This is a genomic window from Streptomyces sp. NRRL S-340, assembly GCF_000720185.1.
Taxonomy (GTDB): Bacteria; Actinomycetota; Actinomycetes; order Streptomycetales; family Streptomycetaceae; genus Streptomyces.
Window position 1 is genome coordinate 40981 of the sequence record NZ_JOIY01000028.1, and the last position, 26423, is coordinate 67403.

Here is a 26423-nt window from a genome sequence, read left to right on the forward strand (position 1 = left end):
AGTTCCCATTAATTCACACAGGCGAGAGTCGGGCGATGTGTCGGATATTTGGTCATTTTAATGGCGTGGTGACCCCGCGCGAACTCCAGAGGGTGGGCGCGCTTCAGCGGCACGGTGGCCCCGATGGCCAGGGCAGTGTGCACGACGCGATGTGGTCCGTCGGGAACAACCGGCTGGCCATTGTGGACCTGGACGGCGGCCAGCAGCCGTACGAGCTTCTCGACGGCCGGATAAGAGTCGTCTTCAACGGAGAGATCTACAACCACGACGAGCTCCGACAGCGGCTGCGCGCGAGGGGCTACACCTTCTCCGATCGCTGCGACGGGTCGGTCCTCCCGGCGCTGTACGACGTGTACGGCGACGGTTTCACCGAGCACTTGGACGGCATGTACGCGATCGCCGTCCTCGACCAGCGGGCCGAGCCACGGCTCGTGCTCGCCACCGATCACGTGGGCATGAAGCCGTTGTACTACCGGTGGGATCCGGCGTCGGGAGCGCTGCACTTCTCCTCGGAGATCCCCGCCCTGCTCGCGTTCGACGCGGTGTCGCGCACCGCCTGGACGCCGGGACTGGAGGCCTACCTCGCGACGAAGACGCCCTTCGGCGAGCAGACGATGTTCGGCGACATCAAGGTGCTTCCGCCGGCGGCCACAGCGGTCTGCGACCGGACCTCGGGATTGCGCGTCCTGCGCCGGAATGCGCCCCGGCCCGGCGTGTTGCCGGGCGACGACATCCCCGGCCGGCTGCGCGCGATGCTGCGGAACGAGGTGCGCCGGCTCCGGGCGGCCGACGTCCCGCTCGCCTCGATCACCTCCGGCGGACTCGACTCCGGCCTGGTCACGGCCTTCGCCGCGGAGGACGGCAGCGACCTCCACACCTTCAACCTCTCCTACAAGGGCACCTGGCCCGGGGACGAGCGGCGCTTCGCTCGCCAGATCGCGGAGCGGACCGGGGCGGTCTACCACCAGGTGGAGATCGACCCGGCCACCTTCCCCGACCTGGTGTCGGACGTCGTGTGGCACCTGGGTCAGCCGAACGCCGACCCGATCACCGTCAGCACCTATGCCCTCTTCCGCGCCGTACGGGACGCCGGCTTCAAGGTCGCGCTGACCGGCGACGGCGCGGACGAGGTCTTCGGGGGCTACGACCGGATGCGCGCGGCGGCGGAGGCCCGCGGAGCGTGGGGTGCGTCGTACGCGGATGCCCTCGCCGTCGCCCCCGCGCGGCTGCGGGGCCTGCTCTACACCAAGGACTACGCCGACGAGGTGGAGCTGACGGCCGCGCTTCCCGAGCGGGCGAGCCGCCTCCTGCGCGACGGCGACGACCCGCTGGGCCGGATCACCGCGTTCGAGATGGAATACCGTCTGCCCGCGTACCACCTGCGCCGTGTGGACCACCTGAGCATGGCGCACTCCGTCGAGGTGCGGCTGCCGTTCTGCCAGCGCGACGTCGTCGCCTTCGGGCGGGCGCTGCCCGACCACATGCGCATCAGCGGCGGCCGGGTCAAGCGGGCGCTGTACGCGGCCGCCTCCGGACTGCTGCCCATGGACGTCCTGAACCGCCCGAAGCAGCCCTTCACCCTGCCTCTCACCGCGATGCTCGCCCCCGGGCAGCCGCTGTGGGACTTCGCCCGGGACATGCTCGGCGCGAGCCGGCTGCGCTCCGCGGGCCAGCTCGACCCCGGCGCCGTGCGGAACCTCTTCAAAACCCAGGCCGACCGCCCCGAGGACACCGCGGCGCTGACGATCTGGGCGCTGCTGGTGCACGAGGTCTGGCGGGAGCGGTTCCGGCCGGGCGCACGGGCGGAAGCCGCGAGGGGAGCGATGGTCGCGTGATCGGTCACATCGCCTACGCGTCCGGGAGCCCCTGCCCCACCCTCGTCCTCGACGCGCGGCAGTTCCCGAGGGAGAGGGAGCCGCTCCTGGAGGACCTCACCGAGGTCCGCCGGCGGCTGGTGCGGGCCGGCGGGGCGCACATACTCAAGATCGCGCTGATCGAGCCATCGTCGCATCCGCTGTTCGATCTCGACTACCGCTTCATCCAGGCGCTGCCGGACGGTCTGGCGCGGTTCGATCTGCGCGGCTCGTGCGGGCACTCCGTGCTGTGCTCCGTGATGGCCGCCGGGCGGTCCGGGATGCTTCCCCGGCAGGGCCCCGGGGACCGGGTCCGGGTGCACGTCCTCAACAACGGCGATCACCTCGTGTGCGAGACCGAGGAGGCCGACCGGGAGACCGCCCGGTGCACGATGTACTTCCTGCACACGCCCCCGGTCCCGGTGTCAGGTCTGCTGCTGCGCGACGAGCCTCAGACGACTCTCGACCTGGAGGACGAGAAGGTGACCGTCTCCATGGTCTCCTCCGGCAACCCGTACGTCTTCGTCGGCGCGCGGGAAGCCGGGGTGAGCGACGCCGCGGAACTGTTCGCCGGGGGCGCCGGCCTGTTCGACCGGCTGGGACGGATCCGCTCGGCGGCGGCCCGGTTGCTCGACTGGTCGCCCGACGGAGCGTTCCCCAAGATCGCGGTGGTCGTTCCCGACGGAGCCGGACGGATAGCGGCCCGGGCCGTGACCGTGCCCGGCTGGCACCCCACGCTGGCGCTGACCGGCGCGGTCTGCCTGGGGGCGGCGAGCTGCATCCCGGAGACCATTCCGTGGCTCGCGGCACGCGATGTCGGCTGTCTCGGCGGCCAGGTGGACATCCGGACCACCGGCGGAAGCACGGCGGTCACCGCCACGACCCGGATCGGCGACGGCCGGACCGAACTCGCCTGGGTCGCGGTGGGCAACAAGACCGTCCGGTACCACGGCCCGTTCTTCCCCGAATCGCTCACCCGTTTCCGACCCAGGGAGTTCGGAGAATGTCTGTCGCTTCCAGCCTGATCCGCACGGAGGACGTCGTCCGCACCGTCGGCCCCACCCTCGACCCGCCGATCCTGGACATGCTGCGCGAGTCCGATGCCCGAGCCGCCGTCAGCGGCGAGCCCGACAGGGCGGTGCTGTCGGAGCTGCGGGCTTCGGGACTGCTCGCCACCGCCGTCCCGGAGGCGTACGGAGGCGCCGGGGGTGACGCGGCGGCCGTCAACCGGGTGGTGGAGCAGGTGGCGGCGGTGAACCCGTCGGTGGCCATCATCCTGTTCCAGCACTTCGCGGTGTGCGCGCGCATCGACGAATGGGGGACCGACGAGCAGAAGACGAGGTATCTGCCGGCCCTGGCCTCGGGCGAGTTCCTCGCCGCTTCGGCATGGAGTGAGACGGGGGCGGGTGCCGCCAAGAAGCGGCTGGCCTCCACCGCCGAACGGCTCCCGGGCGGCCGGTGGCTGCTGAGCGGCGCAAAGGCGTTCACCACCGGCGCCGGTGTCGCGGATCTCTACCTCGTGCTCGTGCAGACGTCGACGGCACAGGAGGACCCGCACAGCAGCTACGGCTCGGCGGGCCAGACCTTCTTCCTCGTGCGCGGCGACAACCCCGGACTGATGCCCGACCTGAGTCTGGAACTGGTCGGTATGCGCGGGTCCGCGACGGGCTTCGTCCAGCTCAGCGACTGCGAGGTCACCGACGACGACCGCCTGGGACCGCTCGGACACGCGACGGCCGTCATCGCCGGCGTGCGCGAGAGCGGCGCGACGCTCGGCGCGGTGTCGACCGGCATCGCCCAGGCGGTGTACGACCTCGCCGCCGGACACCGCGCCCGCCTCGACGCGGCCCGGGCGCAGGCCGTCCGGCACCAGATGGTCTCGCTCAGCACGCTGCTGGAGTCGGCGCGTGCCTTCGTCGTGCGCGCGGGCCACCGGTCGTCGGACGATCCGGGCCGGACCACCCTGCAGGCCAAGCTGCACGCCTCGGCCGCCGCCGAGCAGATGTGCCTGGAGGTCTCCCGCATGCTCGGGTCCGCCGGTTACGTCGTCGATCACCGGCTGAACCGTTTGATCGCCGATGCCCGGGCGGTCACCCTGATGGGCCCGACCAACGATCTGTGCCGGGAGCTGGTGGCGGCGTCATGGGAGAACTGAGCGCGGAACGTGCCGATCTCGTGGTGACCGGGCGCCTCGTGACGCCCACGGGAGTGCGACGGGGCGCGGTCGTCGTGTCCGCGGGCCGGATCGCCGCCGTCACCGGCGTCGACGAGGCCGCGCCGGGAGTGCCACGGCTCGACGCCGGTGACGCCTACGTCCTGCCCGGGCTGATCGACTCCCATGTGCATTTCCGCACGCCGGGCCTGGAGCACAAGGAGGACTGGGAGCACGCCGGCCGGGCCGCCGTGGCGGGCGGCGTCACCACGGTCATCGACATGCCGAACACGAAGCCTCCGGGACTGACGCCGGAGGCGATCGCGGCGAAGGCCGCGCTGGTGTCCGGGTCGTCGCTGGTCGACTACCGGTTCCATCTGGGCGCCGACCCGCAGCATCCCGAACTGCTCGCCGGCCTCGACCCCGCGATCGCCACCAGTGCCAAGGTCTTCATGGCCGGGCACCAGACCGCGCCGACGGTCGTACGGGACCGGGACCAGCTGGAGAGGATCTTCGCCGCCGCCGCCGCAGGTGACGTCCGGCTGGTGCTGCACGCCGAGCGGGACACCCTGTTCTCGATGCTCGACGGTGTGCGCGGGCGGCTGCGGGACCACGCCGCCTACGAGCGTTCACGGCCGCGCAGCGGTGCGATCGCGGCCGTGGCCGATGTCATCGGGCTCGTGCGCCGGTACGGAACGAAGGCACACATCCTGCACGTGTCCAGCGGGGAGGAGGTCGACCTGCTCGCGGCCGCACGCGCCGAGGGGCTGCCCCTCACCTTCGAGGTGACCTCGCACCACCTGTCGTTCACCGACCACGACACGCTGCGGACCGGGGCGCGTACCCGCCTGTCGCCGGCCATCCGCTCCACGGCGGACCAGGACCGGCTGTGGGCGGCCCTGCGCCGCGGCGAGGTCGCCACCCTGGGCAGTGACCACGCTCCGCACACCATGGCGGAGAAGCTCCTGCCGGTGCCGGACGCTCCGCCCGGGATTCCCGGTGTGCAGGAGCTGGCCGTCGCCGTCTGGACCGGGATGCGCCGGCGGTGGCCCGACGAATCCTCCGACGTGGCGATCACGCGGCTCGTCGATCACCTGGCGGCCACGCCGGCGGCGCTCTTCCGCCTGCCGGGCAAGGGCCGCCTGGAGCCGGGCGCCGACGCGGACCTGGCGATCTTCGGTCCGGACGACCCGTGGATGCTCTCCGCCCACGACGTACACGCCAAGTGCGGCTGGTCGGCCTATGAGGGGTGGACGATGGCCGGCCGGGTGCTGACCACGATCCGGGCAGGAGAGGTGGTCTGGGACGCGGCCGACCGGAGCTTCGGCAGCCCCACCGGACGCTGGCTGCCGGCGGCGGTGCCGCGCGAACCGCTCACGGCGGAGGGCGCCCCCGCGTGACCCCGGCGGCTCTGTGAGGTGTTCGCCCCGCGGTGCGGGTGTTCGACGCCCGCGGGGCGGGGCCGCCGGCGAGAGGACCGGCGCGCGGGCCGCTGCGGCGCGCCGGGCCGGTCCGGCGCGCCGGAGACGTGCGGTGGAGCGGTCATGCCGGTCACCATGGCGCGACGGGCCGCCAGGTCACCGCGGCGCTGCGGAAGTCGGGCACTCACCCGGGCACGCCTACGGGTGTGGTGACGGCCCTTCCGGCGACGCCGCGCCGGGGAAGACGCCGCCGTCCGTCCCCCGGGAGGCCCGCAGCCAGCCGGTGCCCGCCCGCACCGCCCAGAAGAACACCGCGAAGGCGAACGCCGCCACCGTCAGGGAGTCCCAGGGCGCCGGAAGCCGTCCGGAACCGCCGAACGAACCGAGCCAGGACAGCAGCGTGAGGACCGCCAGGAACACCACCAGCCACGCTCCCGTGCGCAGCTCCGGGAGCAGCGGCCGGGCCGCTCCTGCGCTGCGGTGCATGGCGAGGAACACCAGCAGGCCCACCAGCACCAGGGGCAGTGCCAGCCGCAGATCGTGCCAGCCCGACCAGTACACGAACTCGGCCGCCACCGTGAAGCTCGCCGGAGCGATCCAGCGCAGTCCGGGGACCCATCCCGCGGTGCCGCTGCCCGGATCGGCGAGGAACACCGCGGCCGCCACCGCGGAGGCCGCGTAAGTCAGCAGGTACATGTCCCCCATGACGCTCACGATGTCCTGCCAGCCGCCGAACGGCAGCAGGAACACCATGATCACCGCGAGGTTCAGCACCAGCGCTCGGCGGGGGATGCCCGAGCGCGGTTCCACCGTCATGAACCAGCGCGGCAGGGTGCCGTTCTTGGCCAGTGCGTAGGTGTGCCGGGCGTCCAGGGCGACACCGACGTAGGCCGAACCGCCCGGCGAGACGACGGCGTCCGCGTACAGCAGGACCGACAGCCAGTGCAGGTTGAGCAGCAGCGCCAGCTGGCCGAACGGCGACTCGAAGTCCACGCCGTGCCAGCCGTGCCCGAGCGCGCCCTCCGGCACCGTGAACAGGAAGGCGACCTGCAACGCCAGGTACATCAGTACGGCCAGGGCGATCCCGGTCAGCACCGAGGCCGGCACGGTGCGCCGCGGGTTCCGGGTCTCGCCGGAGAAGTCCAGGGGCGCCTGGAAACCGTTCACCGAGTACACGATGCCGCCACCGGCGAGGGCCGACAGACAGGCGGCGTATCCGTACGGAGCGAATCCGCCGTGGTCGGTGAGCCGCCCGGCGTGCCAGCCGGACGCCAGCAGCGCCACCACGGTGACGACGGGCACCGCGATCTTGAAGACGGACAGCAGGTTGTTGAGCCGCGCGAACATCCGCACCGCGAACCAGTTCAGCACCGTCAGCACCGCGCTCAGCGCCGCCGCGACGCCGAGACCGACGACGGTCAGGGAGCCGTCGCGGTAGATCCCGGACAGGTAGTGCCCGGCGTACTGCATGATCGCGCTGATCTCCGCCGCGGTACCGCCCACCGACAGCAGCACCGACCAGCCGATCAGCGTGCCCACCAGCCGTCCCCCGGCGTACAGCGGCCAGCGCACCGTGCCACCGCCCTCCGGCCGGGACGCGCCCAGTTCGATCATCACCAGCGCCACCAGGACGCACAGCAGGCCCGCCGCCACCCACGACAGCAGGGACGCCGGGCCCGCCGTCTGCGCCGCGTACATCGCGGCGAACAACCACCCGGAGCCCACGATGTTGGAGAAGGCGATCGCCGTCAGCCCCCAGAAGCCCAGATCCCGGCGCAGCCGCCGTTCCTGGGCCGCTGCCGCCGGGGGCGCCTCCCCGTCGGCCGGCCGGTCCCGAGGCACGTGACCGTCTCCTCCCTCTCGTCGTACGTGCGTTGAGAGTAGCGGGCACCGGAGGACGCCGCGCAGCGCACGCGCGGCGGGAGGGATCCGGCCGGCGCCTCAGTCCGCGCCGGTCGAGAGGTAGCGTTCGCCGGAATCGGGGAACACCGCGGCGATCGTCGCCCCGGACCACCGCGGCTGCCTGGAGACGACACGGGCGGCATGGGCCGCGGCCCCCGACGAGATCCCGGCGAGCAGGCCGGTGGCCCGGGTGATCTCCCGGCTCGTGCCGGCCGCGTCGTCGTCCGACACCGCGATCACCTCGTCGATGAGCGCCAGGTCCGTGATCTGCGAGACGTAGCCCGCCCCGATCCCGGGGATGCCGTGCGGTCCCGCTTCGCCTCCCGACAGGACGGCCGACCTGGTGGGCTCGACGGCGACCACATGGACGTCGCGCCGTTCCTTGAGGAAACGTGCGACCCCGGTCAGCGTGCCGCCGGTGCCGACGCCGCACACCAGGACGTCGATCTCGCCCGCGGTGTCCCGCCACAGCTCGGGGCCGGTGGTCTCGTAGTGCGCCAGCGCGTTGGCGGGGTTGGTGTCCTGGTGCGGCAGCCACGAGCCGGGTATGGACTTCTGCAGCCGCTCCGCGTACGCCCATGCGGCCAGCAGCCCGTCGCCGTGGGGCACGAATCTGATCTCGGCCCCCAGCTTGCGCAGGATCAGCTGCCGTTCCACGGTGGCGTTGTCCGGCATGACGATGATGCAGCGGTGACCGTGCCGCAGGCAGAGCGCGGCGAGGGAGATCCCGGTGCTCCCGGAGGAGCACTCGATCACCGTCCCGCCTTCCGCCAGCTCCCCCGACCGCTGGGCGGCGCGGAACATGTAGAGCACCGCCCGGTCCTTGACGTTGGCGAGCGGGTTCAGCATCTCGAGCTTCGCCAGAGTCCGCACGTCCTCGGGGGCGCCCGGCAGCCGGTACTGAAGCAGTGGGGTGCCGCCGACCAGTTCCTCGACGGACTGGTGGATCCGGCCTTCCGCGCTCATGAGACCCCCGCCCCACGGGCCGCCGCCAGGTGCGCGGCCGCGACCTGTTCCAGGTGGGTGATGTCGCTGGAGACGGTGGCGAAGGTGTAGCCCTCCGACAGCCACCGGGCCGCGCTCTGCCCGTCCATGCAGTGGATGCCGGCGGCGATGCCCGCGTGCCGGGCGGCCTCGGCGATGGCGGTCGTCGCCTCCAGCAGCGCCGGCTGCACCGCGGGATCGCCGAAGTACCGTCCGCCGAGCGCCACGGACAGGTCGGCCGGTCCCAGGTAGACGGCGTCCAGGCCCGGAGTCGCGCAGATCTTCTCCAGGTCGTTCAGGGCGGCCATGGTCTCGATCATGACGATGCAGACCACGCCCTCGTCGATCTCGGCCGGGACGTCACCGAGCCGGAACTGCGCCCGCACGGGGCCGGCCAGGCTGCGGGTCCCCGCAGGCCAGTGCCGGGTGGCCCGCACCGCGATCCCGGCCTGCTCCGGCGATTCCACCATGGGCACGATCACACCGCGGGCTCCGGTGTCCAGAGCGGCGCCGATGGCGACAGGATCCACGGAGGGGACCCGGATCAGGCCCGCGGCGCGTTGTCCGGCGTCCACCGCCATCATCGCGGCGTTCCATCCCGGCTGCGACAGGACCCCGTGCTGGCCGTCGACCCCGATGTAGTCGTAGCCGAGCCGGGCGATGCGTTCGACCGCGACGGGGTTGTCGCACGAGATCCAGTAACCGGTGAGCTGTTCGCGGGCGCGGAGCCGCCGCGCGAACGATTCCGGCAACGACATGTCTACCGCCCTTCCTCGTCGCCGTCGCCGGCATGGATCGCGTAACTGTGTTTCCCGTCCAGGCCGACGGGCACGTCGCCGGTGACCGAGACCCGGTGCAGCAGCCGCCGGTGGCTGTCGTAATCGTTGACGCCGTAGTGCTGCGTGCAGCGGTTGTCGAAGATGAGCACGTCTCCCGGCCGCCAGGTCCAGCGGACCTGGTTCTCCGGACGCAGGGCGTAGGACTGCAGCACGTCGATGATCGGCCGCGACTCCCGCAGGGTCATTCCCACCAGCCGCTGGGCGAAGCCGCCGAGGAACAGGGAGGGTTCGCCCGTCTCCGGGTGGGCGCGGACGACCGGGTGCGCGGTCTCGAACCGCTTGGCCAGGAAGGCCCGGCGCACCTCCTCGCCCCGCTCGGTGCCCAGGCGCGGCTGCTCCGCACGGTTGGTGTGCACCGCCCACAGCCGGTCGGCGATCTCCCGCAACTCGGCGGGGAGGTCCCGGTACCCGGCCTCGCCGCTCGCCACCAGCGTGTCTCCGCCGTACGGCGGCAGCACCACACTGCGCAGTGTGGTGCCCAGAGACGGGGTCTCGGTGAAGCTGATGTCGCAGTGCCAGTGGTTGGCCCGCTGGTCCTCCCCGTCCACGACGAGGACCTGCGGGCTCTGCTCGGCGGTCCGCATCAGCGGATGCCGGTGGGTGAGCGGGCCGAAGCGGCCGGCGAAGGCCAGCTGCTGTTCGTCGGTGATGTCCTGATCGCGGAAGAACAGCACCTTGTGATCGAGGAACGCCTGCTTGATCTCGGAGAACAGCTGATCCGAGATCGTGGCGCCCAGGTCGATACCGGTGATCTCGGCGCCTATGCGGCCGCCGATGCGCCGGATGCCGATCGCGCTCATCTACTCAACCCCCCTGTGTTTCCCGGACTCCTGCGCGGTCCGCTTCTGCCATCCCCGTGCCAACGCGTCCTCCAGGCCGTTCAGCACCGCGTACGCGTCGTGCACGAGGGTGGCGGGATCCGCCGACTCCAGGTAGAGAACTCCGCCCAGCACCATCTTTCCGCCGCTGCGCTCGTACTTCGGCATGGGCGTCCCGTCCGGGACCGTCAGGCTCGGTACGGTCTCGATCCTCGAACCGGGTGTCACCAAGGACGCCCAGTCGACCACGCGGCTGTCCCAGACCAGGTCCTTGGACCACGGGTCCCCCACGGCGTTCGTGGCGAGAAGGGACAGCGTGCACGCGGCCCCCTCGGCGTCCTGCCCGGTCAGCATGGAATCGGGCGGGCCGGCCGGGAGTCCGAGCAGCGCGTCGGCCAGCATCCCGACCAGATCGAGGCCGTAGACGTGCTCGATCTGCGCGAGGATCGCGGCGCCGCCGAAGCGCGCGGCGGACTCGATCAGCGCGAGCTCCCCGTCCGCCATCAGCTTGATCTCCGTGTGCGTACCGCAGGTGCGCAGCCCCAGGGCGTCGACCGCGGCGCGAGCCACCGATTCGACCGCACGCTGCAGCGGCAGCGGGAGTTCGCACGGCGCTATGTTGCACAGCTCCATGTAGGGCGGGATCGTCGGCAGCCTCGATGTGATGCAGACCGGGTGGTACACACCCTCGACGACGATTCCCTCCACGCTCAGATAGTCGCCGTAGCCGCTTCCGTCCTCCCACCAGGACCGCGTCGTCCCCGGGATGATCTCCTCGGCGAGGAAGTCGTTCTCGGCACCCGGGACCTCCAGCATGAGGACGTTCGCCGCGTCCGCCGCCTTCATCACCGCGGACGTCTCCTCCCACGCCGGCTCGATCTCCTCCTCGGAGGAGATGACGAGCTGCGCGGTCGAGCCGGCGCCCCACGCCGACTTCAGCAGCAGCGGCGGCCGCAGTCCGGAGAACGCCCGGTGCAGGTCAGCGGCCGAAGTCACCGTCCGGTACGCCGGCTGGGGCACCCCGGCCTTCTCCCACGCGGCCCGCATCAACCGCTTGTCGCGCGAGGAGACCGCCCCCGGGCCCGGGCCGGGAAGGCCCAGCCGTTCGGCCGCCAGCGCGACCGGGACCACCGTGTACTCCGACAGGCCGCACACCGCGTCCGCACCGACCCGGACGGCCGCCTCCACGATCGCGTCGACCAGTTCGTCCCCCTTCAGCCGCCGCTCGTGGGCGGGGATGACCGAGGCGCAGAACACCTCCGCCCCGGCCGGCAGCGGCCGGAACGCGAGTACGTGGAGCTCTCCGCGGGCGGCCAGCCGGGGCAGCGCGAAATCAAGGGGCGGACCGGACCGGCTGTGCACCAGCAGGATTCGCTTTTTCACCGGCTATTCCTTCACTCCGCAGATGATGCTGTGCACATGGATCATCTCGGGAGGCCGCATGCCGGCCTCGTGAGTGATCGTCTCGATGGCGGTGAAACCGCACTCCTCCATCCACTGCCTGTAGGTGGAGACTTTCTGCGGACCGCCCTCGGCCGTGCTGCAGCCGAGGAAATACGCCGGGAAGAAGTCCGCCTGGCTCGAGTCCTTCACGTTCTCCGGGTAGGTCGGGACCAGGGCGTAGATCCGCCCGCCGGGCTCCAGGCAGTCGTAGACGGCGCGAAGCACCCGGAACACGTTCTCCTTGCCGAGCTGATCCAGGAAATGCTTCACCAGGACGACGTCAAAGCCTTTGGGAAGGCCGTCGTACACGTCGCCGCCGATGAAGGTGCAGGATTCCTCGACACCGTGCGCGCGGAAGTTCTCCAGCGCATCGTCCTGCTTCTCCGGAAAATCGAAGCAGGCCACCTGGAGGTTCTTCTCCGGGTTGTACTTGCACGTCAGGATCGCGCCCAGTCCGGTGTGCCCCGCCAGGTCGAGCACCCTGCTGCCGTGCTCGATGCCGGCGTTCTCGAAGAACCACGGGTCGATGAGGGACGTCGTCTGGTCCATCATCGCGGACCACGCGGTACGGAGCTGCTCGTGTTCGGCGCACGCCTCGTAGAGGTTGCCGTGGAACCCGAAGATCTCCTCCAGGCCGACCACCCTTCCCGTCCGCACGCTGTCGGCCAGGTGGTAGAGCTGCCGCAGACAGACCTCTTTGATCATGGTCATCAGGCGCATGGCCCGGGCGAACTCGTCCTCGGAGAGGCAGGCGAGGCCGCCTGCCCGGTAGCCGCCGGCGCTCTCGTCGTAGGTGACGAGGTCTTCCTTGACGAGCAGGTGCAGCAGTTGCTCGACGGCGTCCGGCCGGACGCCGGCCGCCTCGGCCAGGCGGGCGGCCGACACCCAGGTACCGTCATTCTTCCGGAGGTGGTCCAGGACGCCGAGCTCGTAGCAGGCGTACACGGTCATGAACCTGGTCGGGCCGACCGCGATGTCCCGGAACCGTCCCAGGACGTGTTCAGGACTCCCCGGTTGCCCCGCGGACGTGGTCATTTCCCTATCGCCTTCCACTGCTCGGGATTTCCGGCGTCGGCGAACATGGTGACCACCAGCTCGTCGGACGGCAGCTGTGCGGCGATCTTGCGCGCGACCAGCCAGTTCGCCGAGGCGGAGGTGCCGATCCGCGTGCCGGTGAGGCTGTAGAACTCCGCGGCACCCTCCAGCGCTTCCGGATAGGAGACCTGCTGGTGCGCGGCGACGTCATGCTCGTACGCCTTCACGAACGGCTGCTTGAGGCCGTACCCGAGTCCACCGGTGCCGCACAGTCCTTGGGGAGTCGCCGGAGCCCCGCCGTGCCCGTAGGGGGATTCGGCCGGCGTCACACCCACCGCCCGGACGCCGGGATTGACGGTGCGCAGCATGTTCAGCACGCCGATGAGGGTGCCGCCCGTACCGATGGCGGCGACCCAGGTGTGCGGCTTGCGGCCGGCCAGCTGCTTGACGATCTCGGTGCCCGTGGTCGCCTGATGGATCGTCAGGTTCGCGGGGTTGACGTGCTGGAACAGGAGCTTCCAGGAGCCGTCCGTGTCCGCGATCCGCAGCGCCTGCCTGATCGTGCCCAGGAAGCCCTCCTCCTGCGGGGCGATGTCCACCGCGGTCCCGCGGGACCGCAACGTGTCCAGCACGCTCTCCGAGGTGAACGACGCCACGACCAGACGCAGCGGGATCTCCGCTTCCGCGCACAGACAGGACAGCGCCAGCCCCAGGTTCCCGCCCGAGTACTCCACCAGCCGCAGCTCCTCGGCGGGCCGGTCCCCGTGGCGCCTGATGGCATCGCACACCAGCGCGTAGGCCACGCGGTCCTTCAGCGACCCCGCCGGGTTTCCCCATTCGCACTTCGCGAGAATGGTCGCGCCACCGGGCCTCGACGGGACCTCGATGAGCGGGGTGTTCCCGAGCCGCTCACGGAATCTGGCTATTCCTGGATATCGTTCATGAATGGCAGCCATGCTCTGCAGCTCGGTTTCGGCGACCTGGCTGAACGGCTTCAGCAGTTCGTCCACCACCGGCGCCAAAATCTTCCGGACCTCGTCCATCAGGATTCCTCTCCGCCGTCTCGTTCACGCCGGCGGCTTCCACCGGCGGGGATGACGGGCGCCTCGCATGCTTCACAGCATGCGCCGGGCGCAAAGTCCAAGCCATATCCCATATTGCTGACACCCGGTCCGCCGCAGCCCGTCCCAGCCCGGTTCGAGCGGTGCTCGAGCCGTGCTCGACCGGAGCGATATTTCGGCGGCGCAGAATGTCGGTCGTGACAGCAGCCAGGTGCCGGGCAGCGCCGGAGGTCCACGAGGGCACCCCCCGCGAATCCATTGAACGGGCGATCGAGTACATCTGGGAGCGGTACAGCGAGCCGGTCTCGCTGGACGAGCTCTCGAAGAGCGCCCTGCTCAGCCGCTTCCACTTCGCCCGGACATTCCGGGACATCACCGGCGTCACCCCCGGCCGATTTCTGTCCGCGGTACGCATTCATCAGGCGAAGCGCCTGCTGGTCAATACCACGAGGACCATCACGGACATCTCGTCCGCCGTGGGATATCAGAGCCTCGGGTCGTTCACGAACTACTTCACCCAGAGCGTCGGCATGCCACCGAGCCAGTTCCGCCACCTCGGGGAAGGCACCGTACTCGGTCTCCTCCCGCCGGAGAACCACGTGCACGCGTCACGCGGAACGGCGGCCGTGACGATCTCCTTTCCCGACGGGTGCTCAGGACTGCGGGCGTACGTGGGGTTCTTCCCGTCCGCCATTCTCCAGAGCCCGCCCGTCGCCGCGAAGGTCATCGACGCGGCCGGCGACCGGCCCCCGCGCTGTGTCCTGCCGAACGTCCCGCCCGGCACGTGGTTCGTCCATGCCGTCGCGACCGCGGGCCTGGACCGCAGCCCCCGCCAACTGCTGTTCGTGGACCGGCGCGACGCGGTGACGGTCGGGCCGCACACGGCCCTGAGCCTGTCGATGCGCCTGCGCCCGATCAGGCCGACCGATCCGCCGGTCCTGCTCGCGCTGCCGGACCTGCGCGCGCTCCCCACGCCCCGTCCGGCCGCGGGCCGGGCCGGCTGAACGGCGTGTCCGGCCGGCCGGCATCGGCCCCGGGCCCCGGCTCCCCCCACCGCCCGACCAGGATTTCGAGGTATCCATGATCACCGCCGACGTACACCGGAACTTGAAGCTGCGCATCGGAGTCGGGTTCGTCCGGAAGTTCCTGGACATCATGCTCGCCCCGCTGATGGTGATCCACTTCTCGCACCTGTACGGCGCGGCCACGGCGGGCCTGCTGACCCTGTCGATCGCCGTCGCCGTCGTCGGGTGCACGTTCGTCGGCGGCCACATGTCCGACACCCTCGGCCGGCGCCCCACCCTCCTGGTCGGCGAGACCGGCAGCGCCGCGGCCCTCGTGCTGCTCGCGCTGGCCAACTCTCCGTGGTGGCACTCGGGAACGGCGACCTTCTGCTGCTATCTGCTCAGCACCAGCCTCTTCGGCATCGCGGTACCCGCCAACGACGCCATGATGGTGGACGTGTCCACGCAAGAGACGCGTGCGCAGATCTACACGATCAACTACTGGTCGATCAACCTGGCGTTCCTCATGGGTTCCCTCGTGGGCGGCTTCGTCTACGGCCGGTACTTCTTCTACCTCCTCGCCGGCGCCGCGGTGCTGGCGAGCGTCATCGCGCTCGTCACCCTGGTCGCGATCAGCGAGACCGCACCGCGCGGCCACACGGCCGCGGCACAGGACCGTGGCTGGCTGAAGACGCTCCTGAACGGCTACACGGCGGCGCTGCGCGACAGCGTCCTGGCCCGCCTGATCCTGTCCGCCCTGCTGATCCGGAGCATCGAGATCCAGATCTCGTACTACATCGCCGTGCGCCTCAGCGACGACTTCGGCCGGCAGCAGCTGCTCGCGGTCGGCGGATGGCGGCCGACCGTCGACGGCGTCGAGATGCTCGGCATCCTCCGGGCGGCGAACACCCTCATCGTGGTCTGCCTGGCGCTGTTCGCCGCCTGGCTGTTCCGCCGCCTGTCCGACCGGCAGCGCATCTTCGGCGGCATCGGCCTCTTCACGGCCGGATACATGGTGTGGGGGGCGAGCAACGCCCCCTGGCTGCTGCTCGCGGCCGCGGTGGTGCTCACCATCGGCGAGATCATGTCGGTGCCCATCCGCCAGGTCCTGCTGGCCGATCTGGTGCCCGCCGGGGACCGGAGCAGGTACATGGCCGTGTACCAGATCAACGTGCAGCTGGGGATGATCGTCGGCTCGCTCTGCGTGACCATCGGCGTGCTGATCCCGGCGGCCGGGATGAGCGTGCTGTTCGGGGTCTTCGGGGCCGGCGCGATGCTCCTGTACCGGTCGCTCTTCCGGGTGCGCGACGCGCAGGCGGCCGCCGAGCCCGTCCTGGTCGCCCAGGAAAGCGCGCAGCCGTGAGCGCGGTCCGCGAGGCGGACGCCGCACCCGTCCGCCGGCGCGCACGGCCGCGGGCGCGGAGCGTCGTCGCCGGCGGCACCGAGATCCTCCCGGGACACGCCTCGTCCGCCGGGGGCCCGCGAGCGCGGGCCCGTCGTCGTGACCGGCCGTCCGGCCGCGCGGCGTACGGCGGCCCGCTCACCGCACAAGTGAATGGAGCGCAGCGATGACAGACAAGATCCTCATGGTGATGCCGTGGCGCGCGTACGTGCGCAAGGCCACCGAGGAGGGCTTCCGGGTCTTCTCCATCTGGGACCCGGACCGCATCCCGCAGGACCACCGGGACGAGGTGGCGCGGTATTCCGAGGAACTGCTGTTCACCGACTTCCGGGACGTCGCCGGGCTGCGCCGGCTGGTGGCCCGGACGGCCACACGGCTGGGCGTCTCACACGTCCTGCACCTGGGCAACGAGGACACCCAGCTCCCCGTCTGCGAGGAGGCGCACGCGCTGGGGCTCGCCCCGAACCCGCCGCAGGCGCTGCGCGTCATCAACGACAAGGCGGCGATGCGGCAACTGCTGCGCGACCGCGGTCTCTCGCCGGTGCGGGCCACCGTGGCCGGGTCGGCACGGGAGGCCCGGGCGCTGCTGCCGCGGCTGGAGCTGCCCGTGGTGGCCAAGCCGGCCCTGCTCTCCGGCAGCCGCGGTGTACGGCTCATCCACGAGGCGCGGGACATGGACGACTGGGAGGACCGGCTCGCCGACCAGGGTTACGCGGGTCCCGTGCTGATCGAGGAGTACCTGCGCGGGCCCGAGTTCAGCGTCGAGACGCTGAGCAGCCAGGGAACCCACCACGTCGTGGGCGTCACCGCCAAGCGGAAGACGCCGCCGCCCGGCTTCACCGAGATCGGGCACGTCCATCCCGCCTCCATGGCCGAACCCGACCGGGCGGCGGTCACCGACCTGGTCCTCCGGTTCCTGAGCGAGACCGGCTACCGGTTCGGCCCGGCGCACACGGAGGTCATCCTGACGCCGGACGGCCCGAGGATCGTGGAGTCGCAGACCCGCGCCCCGGGCGACCGGATCCACCGGGCCATCGCGCTCGCCTCCGGGTTCGACATCGAGACGGCCATCTTCCGCGCGCTCCTCGGCAAGCCGGTCCAGGTCGACGCCGCCCACCGGGTGGGCTGCGTCTCCTTCTTCCAGCTCCGTCCCGGCCGGCTCGTCTCCGTGGAGGGGCTGGACGCCATCCGCGCGCTCCCCTTCGTGCACGAGCTGAAGTTCCCGTTCACGCCGGGCGACACGGTCCCCGAGATCAGGAACTCCGGAAGCCGGCACGGCCATGTCGTGATCGACGCCGCGTCGGAGCGGGAAGCGGACCACCGGATCGCCCTCGTGCGCGGTCTGTTGCGCGCCACGACGGCCCCCGGCCCGGCGGACCGCGCCGCGGACACCGCACGGAACCAGTAGGGCTCAGGCAGGTCGGCCGTCTGTCGTGGGGCGGGTCTCACGGGCAGGCCTGGTGTGGCGTCGGGAGCGGCGACTTCGGATGAGACGGTTCTCCGGACGGGATCGCTTCACGGCCCGGGCGGTGGGCGGGGGCCGCCCACCACGGCCACCGCCCACCACCCACCACCCACCGCCCAGGTACCGTCCCCTGCGGCGACGTGCCGGAGGGGGAGAACGAAAGGTTCAGCGCGGAATCGCCCCGGGCCGTCCGTCACGAGGCGGGCCGGCCCGCGTCCGCGCCGCGCCGGCGCGTTGGGCGGCGCGTGCGTCAGTCCGCTGCGGCCACGGGGGCGGCGGATCCACCCTGGGCCGGACGGCGCCGCGCCTCGTCCGGGAGGGCGAGGCGTGCGGGCCGCAGGACGCCGTCCTCGCCTCGCACCTGGATCCGGACGGTGTCCCGCAGGACCCGGCCCGCGAGCCGGACCGCCGTCTCGCTGCTGTCCGCGGTGGCGGCCACCAGCCCCAGACGGTCCCAGGAATCCTCGACCGGGCGGACCGTGTCGCCCGGCTTGACCCACATCTCGGCCGTGAGGACACCGGGCTCCGCCCGGGCGTCCTCCACCCCTGTGATCGATTCCACCCGTCCCGGGCCGCCGACCAGGAAGCGAACCGCGGCGGCGCCGCGTGCCCGCGGCGGCCGGGTGAGTTCGGGCACCAGACCGAACGGCCAGCCGAGCGCGTAGGTCTCCAGGTCGATCGCGTAGGCACCGCGCACGAGTTCGTTGATGGCGCCGCCGCCGAACCGGTTGTGCGACTCTATGACCACCGGCCCCCGCTCGCTGAGCCTGAACTCGGTGTGCGCGGGCCCGTCCCGCAGCCCCATCGCGTCGAGGAACAGACTCGTGGCGTCGAGGACGCGGGCCTGGGCGGCGCCGTCCAGGCGGGCGGGCATGGCGTGGGAGAAGGCCGCGAAACTGTCGCCGGCGAGATGCGTCTCGGTGATTCCGACGACCACGTGGCGGCCGTTGAAGCTGAGGGACTCCGCGCTGAACTGAGGACCGTCGACGTATTCCTCCATCATGAAGCCGTCGACGGAGAACGGCATGGTCGTGCGGGCCATGCGATGCCCGTTCAGCGCGCTCACCGCGGCCCACGCCGTGTCCGCCGCTTCGGGGCCGGTGACCCGGAACACCCCGTAACTCCCCGTGCCGTTCCTCGGCTTGACGACGAACGGACAACCGTGCCGGTCGGCGAACTCATCGAGGTCGCGGCGGGTCGTCAGCGGCGCCGCGGCGACGGTGACCGATCCGCTGCCGGCCGCGGCCAGGCGACGGCGCATGGCGAGTTTGTCCCGGAAGCACCTGGCGGCCTCCAGCCCGGTGCCGCCCAGGGAGAACACGTCGTTGAGCAGGCCCGCCCCTTCCAGACCGGGCTCCGTGAGGGAGACGACGGCGGTGAATCCCGTGGTGCTCCACAGCTCGCGGGCCGCCGTCTCCAGCGCGGTCAGATCCGTGTAGTCCACGGCCCGGACGGCATCGGCGAGTTCACACGGTGCCTCCGTGAATCTCTCCGGGTGCTGGAGCACGAGGACACGCAGACCCAGCTCCTTCGCCTTCCGCACCGTACGGTCGGTGGCGCCGACGAGAAGCACCGTCGCATCTGCTTGCACGCTTCCTCCGCTTCTTCCGCTTCTTCCGCTTCTTCCGGGGCGAGGACGAGATGACGCGGAACAGGCCTGCTGATCAGGGCATCCACGCTATTTCCGGCAGCGCGCCATGCGCTTTTCGCACCGCCTTCTCGGCCACCACGTGAGTGTCAGCCGGCACATCCGTCAGGACGAGGGCTTGTGCTCCGATCACCGCTCTGTCGCCGATGTCCACCGGTCCGAGGACGGTGGCGCCGGCGCCCAGCACGGCACCACTGCCGATGACCGGGTGGCGCCGTTCTCCGGGCAGCCTGCGGTTGTCCCGCCACCAGCCGACCGCTCCGAGGGTGACCTGGTGATAGATGGTCACGTCATCGCCGACCACCGCTGTCTCGCCGATCACCACGGCCGCACCGTGGTCGATGAGGACTCTGCGGCCCAGTGTGGCACCGGGGTGGATCTCCGTACCGGTGAGCGCCCGGGCGCAGGTCATCAGGGCGCGCGCCGTCAGCCGGGCGCCGCGTCCGTGGAGCAGGTGCGCCACGCGGTGGACGCCCAGGGCGGGCAGTGCCGGATGCAGCAGGGCTTCCGCGACCGTGCGTACGGACGGGTCGCGCTCGACGATGGTGCGGACGTCCTCGGCGAGCAGGCGGATCAGATCCGCCGGTCCGTATCGCTTCGGCCGGTCGGGTTCCGCGGCCGGATCCGGCCTCCCCCGGCCGGCCTCGCGCCCGGTGGCGAGGACCATGCCCGCCCGTGCGCCGGTGTCGTGCCGGGACGGATCCGGGCCGGATCGTCGTTGCCTGTTCATCGTGTCCTCCCGGCCGTGTGGCTGGAAACGTCGGCGGGGTCACGCCGCGGAGGCCGGGACGGCCCACCGGGTGATCTCGTGGAGCGCCGCATCCTTGCGCCGGCGCAGACTCATGGCGGTGTTGCGCACGAGCGACTGGACCTTGCCCGCTCCCTGGTCCAGCAGACCCTGGCGGCGGGAGAGGAGCACCACCCGGGTGGTGCGTTCCACGCGCTGGCGCTGGTAGGCGCGCAGCGCGGACCCGAAGTCGCCGCGGCCGCCGTCCACGACGTGCGTGCGCAGCTCCGAGGCGAGGACGACGGCGTCCTCGAGCGCCATGTTCGCCGCTTGTCCGAGGGCGGGGGCCATGGGATGCGCCGCGTCGCCGAGCAGGACCACGCGGCCGTCGACCCACCGCAACACGGGGTCACGGTCGTGGACGTCCGTGACCGCGACGTCGGCGGGGTCGCTGCCGGCGACCAGCCGTACGATCGGGGCCGGCCATCCGGCGATCAGCTCCCCCAGCCGTCGTTGCGCCGCCTCCGGGCCGAGCGGCCGCCAGGTTCCGGGCGGCGCGGTGATCTTGGCCGTCCAGTACAGCGTGCCGTCGGCGACCGGAGCGGCGAAAATCTGGACGCCGTTCCCGTTGGCCACGAAGCCCTGGGGCCATGGCCAGTCGCCGGGTGTGTGGCTGCGCACCGATGTGTACCCGCAGTAGCGGGGCGGTCCGTCCGCGAGCATCTGCTCGCGCACCGCCGACCAGATCCCGTCCGCGGCCACCAGCAGGTCCGCGCAGCGGGTGCTGCCGTCGGACAGCCGCAAGGAGACGGGGCCGCCGTCCGTCGCGTAGTCGCTCACCACCGTGCCCATGCGGACCTCGGCACCGGCGGCGGAGACCTCGTCGATCAGCGCGTCCTGTACGGCTGTGCGCAGGATGGAGATCGGCGGGGTGCCGTCGGGCCAGCCCAGCCGGCCGATCTTCTCGCGGGCGAGGATCCGGCCGGAGGAGCTGAGCAGCACGCGCTGCTCTTGCGGCCGTACCACGTGTCCGGATTCGCGGATGCGCCGGCCGAGCCGGTTGCTGATGGCGTCCGCGGCGGCGACGCCGTTCGGGTAGAGCATCAGGCCCGAGCCCGCGGGCTCGAAGCTCGGTGCGCGTTCGAGGACCGTCACTTCGAGGCCGCACCGTGCGAGTGCCGCCGCCGCGGCCAGTCCGCCGATGCCGCCGCCGACGACGGTCGCGGTGAACCGCCTGGCCGTCATGGCCGCACCGCCGGGGCCGCCGGATTGTCGGTGCTCCTGTCATACATGGCTACAAGCATGTGGTCTCCGGACCGTTCGTCCATCTCTGATATTGCTCAGCCGCCGGGTGACGCCGGGCGGACCCGGCCGGGGGGTACGAGGTCACCCGACGGCCCGGCTCACCGCGCCCGACGGGCGTACGGTGAGCGGCCGTCGACGCGCCCTGAGCCGGCGCGGCGCCGGGGGCCGGTGACGTGGGACACGGGGCGGGCTGCGACCGGCGGCCGCACCGGCTCGCCGGGCCGGACGAGCGCGGCCAAGGGTCCGGGCAGGCGCGGACGGTGTGTCCGGCCCGCGGAGTGAGGAGCGGGTCCGCGGTCACCCGGGCGCCTGCGACCGGACTGGGCCCGACGAGGCCCGGCAGGGCTCCTGGGCGTTGCCGGCCCCGGGGGCCGGGCGTCCTCTCTCAGGCGGGCTCCGGGGCGCTGAACACCGCGACGCAGTTCTGGCCGCCGAACCCGAAGGCGTTCGCCATCGCCGTGCGCACGGGCGTCCGCCGCGCGACGTTGGCCACATGGTCCAGGTCGCACTCGGGGTCGGGCGAGTCCAGGTTGATCGTGGGCGGCACGACCCCGTCCCGGATGGCCAGGGCGCACAGCATCGCGCCCAGGGCGCCCGCGCCGCCGACCATGTGGCCGACGCTCGACTTCGGACCGCTCACGGCGATCCGGTCCGTCGCCGCGCCGAGCGCCGCGCGGATGGCCCTGGACTCGGTGCGGTCGTTGGCCTTGGTGGAGGTGCCGTGGGCGCAGATGTAGTCGAGGTCCTCGGGCGCGATCCCGGACCGCTGCACCGCGGTCCTGATCGCGGCCGTGGCGAACTCGCCCTCCGGGTGCGGGGCGGTGACGTGGAAGGCGTCACAGGTCAACGCGCCGCCGCTGACGACGGCGTACGGGGTGGCCCCGCGCCGGCGGGCGTGTTCGGCGGACTCCAGGACCATGATCACCGCCCCCTCGCCCAGCACGAACCCTTCCCTGTCCGCGTCGAAGGGACGACTCGCCCGGGTGGGGTCGTCGTTGCGCCGGGAGAGCGCGCCCAGGGTGGACAGGCCGTTCATGAAGGACCGCGTGATCACCGCCTCGGTTCCGCCGCAGACGACCACGTCCGCCTCGCCGGAGAGGATCAGCCGCCGCGCGTCCAGCAGCGCGTACAGACCGCTCGCACAGGCCAGCGCGTTGGCGTTGACCGGGCCGTGGACGCCGAGGTCGATCGCCACCTCGCAACTGGGCATGTTCGTCAGCGAGTAGGGGACGAAGTAGGAGCTGGGTTCCTTGCCGTCGACCAGCAGCCTGGTGGCCGCCTCGATGGTGTCGAAGCCCGCCGCCCCGGCGTTCACCACGACCGACACCCGGTCCCGGTTGTCGTCGTCGATGTCCAGCTTCGCGTCGGCCACGGCCTCGCGCGCCGCCACGACGGCGAAGGCCGTGAACCGCGAGATGCGCCGGGTGCGTTTGGCGTCAAAATGCTCGGAAGGCCGGAACGACTTCACTTCGGCGGCGATCCGGGTGTCCATTCCTGCGGGATCGAAAGCGGTGATGGGCCCGACGCCCGACCGGCCCGCCACGATCGCTTCCCAGCTGCTCTCCCGGTCATTTCCGACCGGAGTCAGCGCGCCTATGCCTGTGATTACGACGTCATCATGCATTGCACCGACAATACGCGGGCCGATCGGCGCGGGCAATACTCCCCGAGGTGCCTTCCCGCGTCGCAGGCCTCAATCTGGACACCGGAGCGAGCCGGTGCCACAGTGGAAAATCGCAGAGATCGAAGAAAAGGCCGGCGCCTTGCCGCGACCGCGCGTGCGGGTCCCCCGCGGGTGTTCTTCACGGCTCACCCGAACTCCGCCATCAGGAGTGTTTGCACAGGTCACGGCCGGTTCCAGGCAGATGGCGGGCGGGATCGCGCCACCCTCGCCCCCGGGACCGGATTCTCCGGACCACCCCGATGACGCACACTTCTCCCCCTCCGCCCGTCAAGGAAATTCCAGCATTCTTCGGGAATCCATCAAGCATTCTTCCAGTTCCGTTCAAGGATTTGTCGAGTGCGACTGGAGAGAGTGTGAAAGCGCATCCACACCGCCCGCGGCTCGCTTTCCGCGCAACCATGAGGAGAAATTCCATGTCCCAGTCCACTGAGGTGACTGCGGAGTCCGTGCACGGGCTGCTCCGCACCGAACTCGTCGCCCTCGGAATTCCGGAGGAGGACACCTCCGCGGAGACCGTCATCGACACGCTGGAGATCGACTCGCTCGACCTCGCCGACCTGCTGGTCACGGTGCAGCGCGAGTACGGCGTGAACATCCGTCGCGCCGAACTGGCCGGGGTCACCGTCGGCGGGCTGGTGGACCGCGTCCTGGCCGGCGCCGACGGCCGCTGACGGCGACCCGCGCCGCGGAGATGACTGACACGGACGGCCCGGTGGCCGTGGCGGCGGGCACCGACGAGGTGCTGCGGCATCCGGCGGCGGGGACGCACCTGCTCAACGCCCGGGAACGGGCGCGCCTCGCACGGTTCCGCCGGGAGCCGGCCCGCCGGGACTTCCTCGCCGCGCACGTCCTGGTCCGGTTCTGCGCGGGGCGGCTGCTGGGCGTCGCCCCGGCCGAGGTGCCCTTCGGCCAGCGCTGCCCGACGTGCCAGGGGACCGACCACGGCAGGCCGCTGCTCGCGGGCCGTCCCGACGTGCATCTGAGCCTGTCCCACACCGACGGCGTGGTGGCCGCGGCCGCCGGGCACGTCCCGGTGGGCGTCGACGTGGAGCGTCTGGGACGCGTCCACGGCCCCGGGCTCATGGACCGTGCGCTCACCGCCACCGAGCGTGCCCTGGTGGCCGCGGACGCGGACCCCGGCCGCGCCTTCCTGCGCCAGTGGGTCCGCAAGGAGGCACTGATCAAGATCGGCAGGACGGACCTGGACGCACTCGGCCGTCTCGACCTCTCGGAGCTTCCGCTCGACGGCCTGGCGGACGGGACTCCGTTGCGCTTCGGGGACCTCTGCTTCACGGACCTGACGGATCCCCGTCTGGGTGCCCTGGTCTCGGCGGTGGGCACCGAACCGGTCCGCCTGGAAGCGGCGTTGCCGTCGCCCGCGTCGTCGCCGGCCGGGCGGGGCTCGTAGGGCGGTCCGAGAGGGCGGGGCTCTCACCCGGGAGCGGGCCGGTGCCCGCCGTGGGGCGGGCGCGGGCGCGGGACGCCGTACGGCGCCGTATCCGGATGACCGCGCCTGCGCGGTCGAGCGGGCGACCGGCCGCGCCTCCAGGGGGCCCTGGGGGGCCTCACCCCGGTACGGCTTCGGGCCGCGGATCCGCGGGTCCGGGGCTGTGACCGCACAGCTCACCGGACCGGCCGGCCGGAGCGGTCGCAGGAGCGGTGACGTCCGTGCGACCACTGGAGGCGGGCCGGCCGAGCCCGGGCGCCTGCGGGCCGGTCCGCGGACCGGCCGCCTGCCCGCGCCGCGTGCACGGACGCGGCGCGGGCGGGCGGGCGGTGAAAGCTCCGAACAGAAGGGGAGCCCGGCCCGGGCTCCCCTTCTGTTCGCCATCAAGTCTCACGGTGCGCCCTCCCGCCGCACGGCATCGCCTTCCGCGCCGGACGGTACGGTGCCCGGCCAGGTCTCCGGCTACGGGAACCCGGTCGTCGCCGGCCGGCCCGGCCGCGTCGGCGCGGGGCCCGGACGGGAGGATCAGCGCGCGTCCGGGTTCACGGACGGGTCTCCGCGGCGGACTGCAGGCACTCCTCGAAGAAGGCGAACGCGCTCAGGTGGTAGGAGCGTGCGGCCAGACCGAGGCTGATGTTGTGGCCCGCGCGGGGCTGGTGCCCGATCCGGAGCACGGGGGCCTTGGCCAGCCGGGAGGCCAGGTGGCCGAGGTCCTCCTCCCCGTGCACCCACCAGCCCTCGTGCTCGGCGAAGGTCAGCCGCAGCGGGATGTCGATCCGGGGGGCCAGTTCCTCGAACATCTCCGGCCACAGGTCCACTTCGGAGGCCTCGCGCTCGGGCATGGGCGCGACCAGGGCCTCGGCCGCGCGGAAGGTGCCCGCCGGATACAGGCTCAGCGGGCCCCAGTTGCGCTCCCAGTCGAGGTTGCGGCGCAGCCGCCGGCCGGCGGGCCCGGCACTGAAGCGGTGGCCGACGCCGGAGGCGTCGAGGGCGAGCAGGCCGGGGGTGTCCGCGACGGTCGTGAGGGCGAGCTTGCCGCCGTAGGAGTGGGCGAGCAGCAGGAAGCCCCGCCCCACGGCGTGCCGTGCGGCGAAGGCGTCGAGTGCCGCGGAGAGCACGGCGGACTGCTCGCCGAGGGTCATGCCGGCGGGTATCTGCCGGGCGGACCTGCCGTAGCCGGGCCGGTCGAGGGCCAGCACGGTGAAACCGAGGCGGGCACCGAGGGTGAGCAGGGACAGGTCGGGGTGGACCTGCCCGTCGAAGTAGCCCGCGAGCATGCCACCGCCGTGCACGGCGACGACGGTGGCCCGCGGCGGGCCGTCGGGCTCGGCCAGCAGGCCGGACAGGGTGAGGCCCGCTGCCTCGAGGAGGATCGGGCGCACCCCCGCCGAGTGGGTCGGCTGCGGCTTGGTCTTCCGGTCCGTCCTGGACACGCTCATGGGTGGTCCTTGTCGGTCGGCGGTGGGCGGGACCCGGGCCTCCGGGGCGCCGACTGGGGGCGCCCCGGCGCGGGGGTTCAGGCGAGCTGACGGGCGAAGGTGGCCATGTCGAAGTAGAGCGTCTCGTCGATCAGCACGTCGCCGTCGAAGTGGAAGAAGATCGCCACGGGGGCGTCGACCGTCTTGCCCCGGTTGGGGATGCCGCGCCAGTCCGCCTCCTGCTTGGCGCGGAACTGCGCCTCCACGATCACGGCGGTCGGCGTGTGGTGGACGTGGAACAGGCTGTGGTCCGCGACCGGGAAGGCCTTCTGCAGTTCGGCGAAGTAGCCCTTCTTGATGGCCTCCTCACCGATCAGCGGGGACTCCTCGAACGGGATGACGCGGTACACGCCGCCGCGCGGGAACGTCGCGATCACTCCGTCGATGTCCCAGGCGCCCTCGGCGACGGTGTGCTCGATGACGACCGCCTCGCGCCGCTTGCGCAGGTCCTCGTCGGGCTGCGGCAGGTCCGCGCCGGGCAGAGTGAACTCGTGCTCCTCGGTGGCCATGGGGACTCCTTCAGGCAGTGGCTTGTTCGGTTCGTCCGGTGACGCTAGGCCGCTCCCCTCGCCTGTCCCTCGTGCTCCGCTGGAGCGCGACCGCCACTCGCGGGCGGCGCGGGAAGGGCGCAGGTCCGGCGGCCCTGGACCCGGCGGGCAAGCGGAACGAACCGCTCCGTCGGGGCAGAGCAGGAATCGAGGAGGGCTGCACCGGCCGGAGTTAGTTTTCCGGCCACGGAAGGGACGGGTGGTCTT

22 protein-coding genes are annotated in these 26423 nt (G+C 71.9%); 9 read left to right on the plus strand and 13 right to left on the minus strand.

What is annotated here, in order from left to right; genetic code table 11:
• Positions 1-35: 35 nt before the first annotated feature.
• The 4 genes from asnB to IG64_RS22285 are packed head-to-tail and all read left to right on the plus strand — an operon-like array spanning position 36 to position 5405.
• Positions 36-1835: an asparagine synthase (glutamine-hydrolyzing) gene (gene asnB, locus IG64_RS22270; protein ID WP_037858969.1), complete on the plus strand. Its 1800-nt coding sequence runs from the start codon at positions 36-38 to the stop codon at positions 1833-1835.
• Positions 1832-2878, plus strand: a complete 1047-nt coding sequence (locus IG64_RS22275; protein ID WP_037858971.1) for a PrpF domain-containing protein — start codon at positions 1832-1834, stop codon at positions 2876-2878. Before asnB ends, IG64_RS22275 begins: the two co-directional genes overlap by 4 nt.
• Positions 2857-4008: an acyl-CoA dehydrogenase family protein gene (locus IG64_RS22280; RefSeq protein WP_234438589.1), complete on the plus strand. Its 1152-nt coding sequence runs from the start codon at positions 2857-2859 to the stop codon at positions 4006-4008. Before IG64_RS22275 ends, IG64_RS22280 begins: the two co-directional genes overlap by 22 nt.
• Positions 3996-5405 carry a dihydroorotase gene (locus IG64_RS22285; protein ID WP_037858972.1) on the plus strand — a complete coding sequence of 470 codons (1410 nt, stop codon included), beginning with the start codon at positions 3996-3998 and terminating at the stop codon, positions 5403-5405. The genes IG64_RS22280 and IG64_RS22285 overlap by 13 nt, the downstream gene beginning before the upstream one ends.
• Before the next feature lie 219 nt (positions 5406-5624).
• Here the strand turns inward: IG64_RS22285 and IG64_RS22290 are convergent, their stop codons facing one another.
• From IG64_RS22290 to IG64_RS22320, 7 genes are all read right to left on the minus strand, one after another.
• A complete protein-coding gene (locus IG64_RS22290) occupies positions 5625-7268 on the minus strand; it encodes an APC family permease (RefSeq protein WP_037858974.1) in 1644 nt (547 codons plus the stop codon).
• Between the two features lie 99 nt (positions 7269-7367).
• Positions 7368-8294: a PLP-dependent cysteine synthase family protein gene (locus IG64_RS22295; protein WP_037858976.1), complete on the minus strand. Its 927-nt coding sequence runs from the start codon at positions 8292-8294 to the stop codon at positions 7368-7370.
• Positions 8291-9070, minus strand: coding sequence for an HpcH/HpaI aldolase family protein (locus tag IG64_RS22300; RefSeq protein ID WP_037858978.1), 780 nt, complete (start codon positions 9068-9070; stop codon positions 8291-8293). The genes IG64_RS22295 and IG64_RS22300 overlap by 4 nt, the downstream gene beginning before the upstream one ends.
• A gap of 2 nt (positions 9071-9072) precedes the next feature.
• Positions 9073-9951, minus strand: coding sequence for a TauD/TfdA dioxygenase family protein (locus IG64_RS22305; protein WP_037858980.1), 879 nt, complete (start codon positions 9949-9951; stop codon positions 9073-9075).
• Positions 9952-11352: an ATP-grasp domain-containing protein gene (locus IG64_RS22310; protein ID WP_063758826.1), complete on the minus strand. Its 1401-nt coding sequence runs from the start codon at positions 11350-11352 to the stop codon at positions 9952-9954.
• Between the two features lie 3 nt (positions 11353-11355).
• Positions 11356-12447: a methyltransferase gene (locus IG64_RS22315; protein WP_107474327.1), complete on the minus strand. Its 1092-nt coding sequence runs from the start codon at positions 12445-12447 to the stop codon at positions 11356-11358.
• Entirely contained in the window at positions 12444-13490 is a 1047-nt protein-coding gene (locus IG64_RS22320) for a PLP-dependent cysteine synthase family protein (RefSeq protein WP_078884143.1), read from the minus strand. The genes IG64_RS22315 and IG64_RS22320 overlap by 4 nt, the downstream gene beginning before the upstream one ends.
• A 215-nt stretch (positions 13491-13705) precedes the next feature.
• On the opposite strand from IG64_RS22320, the gene IG64_RS22325 reads away from it, so the two are divergent.
• The 3 genes from IG64_RS22325 (at position 13706) to IG64_RS22335 (ending at position 17322) form a co-directional block, all read left to right on the plus strand.
• Entirely contained in the window at positions 13706-14512 is an 807-nt protein-coding gene (locus tag IG64_RS22325) for a helix-turn-helix domain-containing protein (protein WP_199811638.1), read from the plus strand.
• 76 nt (positions 14513-14588) lie between these two features.
• The gene (locus tag IG64_RS22330; RefSeq protein ID WP_037858981.1) at positions 14589-15875 is read left to right on the plus strand and encodes an MFS transporter; all 1287 of its coding nucleotides are present in this window, start codon (positions 14589-14591) and stop codon (positions 15873-15875) included.
• A gap of 205 nt (positions 15876-16080) precedes the next feature.
• Positions 16081-17322 (plus strand): ATP-grasp domain-containing protein, encoded by a 1242-nt coding sequence (locus tag IG64_RS22335; protein WP_051813195.1) that lies wholly within the window; start codon positions 16081-16083, stop codon positions 17320-17322.
• A gap of 307 nt (positions 17323-17629) precedes the next feature.
• Here IG64_RS22335 and IG64_RS22340 read toward each other — a convergent pair whose 3' ends face one another.
• The 4 genes from IG64_RS22340 to fabF all read right to left on the minus strand — a co-directional run bounded on the left by IG64_RS22340 (position 17630) and on the right by fabF (position 22683).
• Positions 17630-18970, minus strand: a complete 1341-nt coding sequence (locus tag IG64_RS22340; protein WP_158771617.1) for an ATP-grasp domain-containing protein — start codon at positions 18968-18970, stop codon at positions 17630-17632.
• Between the two features lie 73 nt (positions 18971-19043).
• On the minus strand, positions 19044-19757 hold the full coding sequence (epsC, locus tag IG64_RS22345) for a serine O-acetyltransferase EpsC (RefSeq protein WP_420709958.1): 714 nt from the start codon (positions 19755-19757) through the stop codon (positions 19044-19046).
• A gap of 39 nt (positions 19758-19796) precedes the next feature.
• Positions 19797-20999, minus strand: coding sequence for an FAD-dependent oxidoreductase (locus IG64_RS22350; RefSeq protein WP_051813199.1), 1203 nt, complete (start codon positions 20997-20999; stop codon positions 19797-19799).
• A 445-nt stretch (positions 21000-21444) separates the two neighbouring features.
• Positions 21445-22683, minus strand: a complete 1239-nt coding sequence (gene fabF / locus IG64_RS22355; RefSeq protein ID WP_037858982.1) for a beta-ketoacyl-ACP synthase II — start codon at positions 22681-22683, stop codon at positions 21445-21447.
• Positions 22684-23156: 473 nt separating this feature from the next.
• Between fabF and IG64_RS22360 the strand changes: the two genes are divergently transcribed.
• Entirely contained in the window at positions 23157-23414 is a 258-nt protein-coding gene (locus IG64_RS22360; RefSeq protein ID WP_037858984.1) for an acyl carrier protein, read from the plus strand.
• A gap of 20 nt (positions 23415-23434) precedes the next feature.
• Positions 23435-24151, plus strand: a complete 717-nt coding sequence (locus tag IG64_RS22365; protein WP_051813201.1) for a 4'-phosphopantetheinyl transferase family protein — start codon at positions 23435-23437, stop codon at positions 24149-24151.
• A 581-nt stretch (positions 24152-24732) separates the two neighbouring features.
• Here the strand turns inward: IG64_RS22365 and IG64_RS22370 are convergent.
• Both IG64_RS22370 and IG64_RS22375 read right to left on the minus strand, forming a co-directional pair.
• Positions 24733-25629 (minus strand): alpha/beta fold hydrolase, encoded by an 897-nt coding sequence (locus IG64_RS22370; protein ID WP_051813203.1) that lies wholly within the window; start codon positions 25627-25629, stop codon positions 24733-24735.
• 77 nt (positions 25630-25706) lie between these two features.
• The gene (locus IG64_RS22375; RefSeq protein WP_037858985.1) at positions 25707-26177 is read right to left on the minus strand and encodes a nuclear transport factor 2 family protein; all 471 of its coding nucleotides are present in this window, start codon (positions 26175-26177) and stop codon (positions 25707-25709) included.
• Between the last annotated feature and the right edge of the window lie 246 nt (positions 26178-26423).

Excerpts from the sequence above, each read along its gene's own strand:
- asnB (WP_037858969.1), top strand. The coding sequence starts at position 36 with ATGTGTCGGATATTTGGTCATTTTAATGGCGTGGTGACCCCGCGCGAA.
- IG64_RS22280 (WP_234438589.1), top strand. The coding sequence starts at position 2,857 with ATGTCTGTCGCTTCCAGCCTGATCCGCACGGAGGACGTCGTCCGCACC.
- IG64_RS22285 (WP_037858972.1), top strand. The coding sequence starts at position 3,996 with ATGGGAGAACTGAGCGCGGAACGTGCCGATCTCGTGGTGACCGGGCGC.
- IG64_RS22295 (WP_037858976.1), bottom strand. The coding sequence starts at position 8,294 with ATGAGCGCGGAAGGCCGGATCCACCAGTCCGTCGAGGAACTGGTCGGC.
- IG64_RS22300 (WP_037858978.1), bottom strand. The coding sequence starts at position 9,070 with ATGTCGTTGCCGGAATCGTTCGCGCGGCGGCTCCGCGCCCGCGAACAG.
- IG64_RS22305 (WP_037858980.1), bottom strand. The coding sequence starts at position 9,951 with ATGAGCGCGATCGGCATCCGGCGCATCGGCGGCCGCATAGGCGCCGAG.
- IG64_RS22315 (WP_107474327.1), bottom strand. The coding sequence starts at position 12,447 with ATGACCACGTCCGCGGGGCAACCGGGGAGTCCTGAACACGTCCTGGGA.
- IG64_RS22320 (WP_078884143.1), bottom strand. The coding sequence starts at position 13,490 with ATGGACGAGGTCCGGAAGATTTTGGCGCCGGTGGTGGACGAACTGCTG.
- IG64_RS22330 (WP_037858981.1), top strand. The coding sequence starts at position 14,589 with ATGATCACCGCCGACGTACACCGGAACTTGAAGCTGCGCATCGGAGTC.
- IG64_RS22335 (WP_051813195.1), top strand. The coding sequence starts at position 16,081 with ATGACAGACAAGATCCTCATGGTGATGCCGTGGCGCGCGTACGTGCGC.
- epsC (WP_420709958.1), bottom strand. The coding sequence starts at position 19,757 with ATGAACAGGCAACGACGATCCGGCCCGGATCCGTCCCGGCACGACACC.
- IG64_RS22350 (WP_051813199.1), bottom strand. The coding sequence starts at position 20,999 with ATGACGGCCAGGCGGTTCACCGCGACCGTCGTCGGCGGCGGCATCGGC.
- fabF (WP_037858982.1), bottom strand. The coding sequence starts at position 22,683 with ATGCATGATGACGTCGTAATCACAGGCATAGGCGCGCTGACTCCGGTC.
- IG64_RS22360 (WP_037858984.1), top strand. The coding sequence starts at position 23,157 with ATGTCCCAGTCCACTGAGGTGACTGCGGAGTCCGTGCACGGGCTGCTC.
- IG64_RS22365 (WP_051813201.1), top strand. The coding sequence starts at position 23,435 with ATGACTGACACGGACGGCCCGGTGGCCGTGGCGGCGGGCACCGACGAG.
- IG64_RS22370 (WP_051813203.1), bottom strand. The coding sequence starts at position 25,629 with ATGAGCGTGTCCAGGACGGACCGGAAGACCAAGCCGCAGCCGACCCAC.
- IG64_RS22375 (WP_037858985.1), bottom strand. The coding sequence starts at position 26,177 with ATGGCCACCGAGGAGCACGAGTTCACTCTGCCCGGCGCGGACCTGCCG.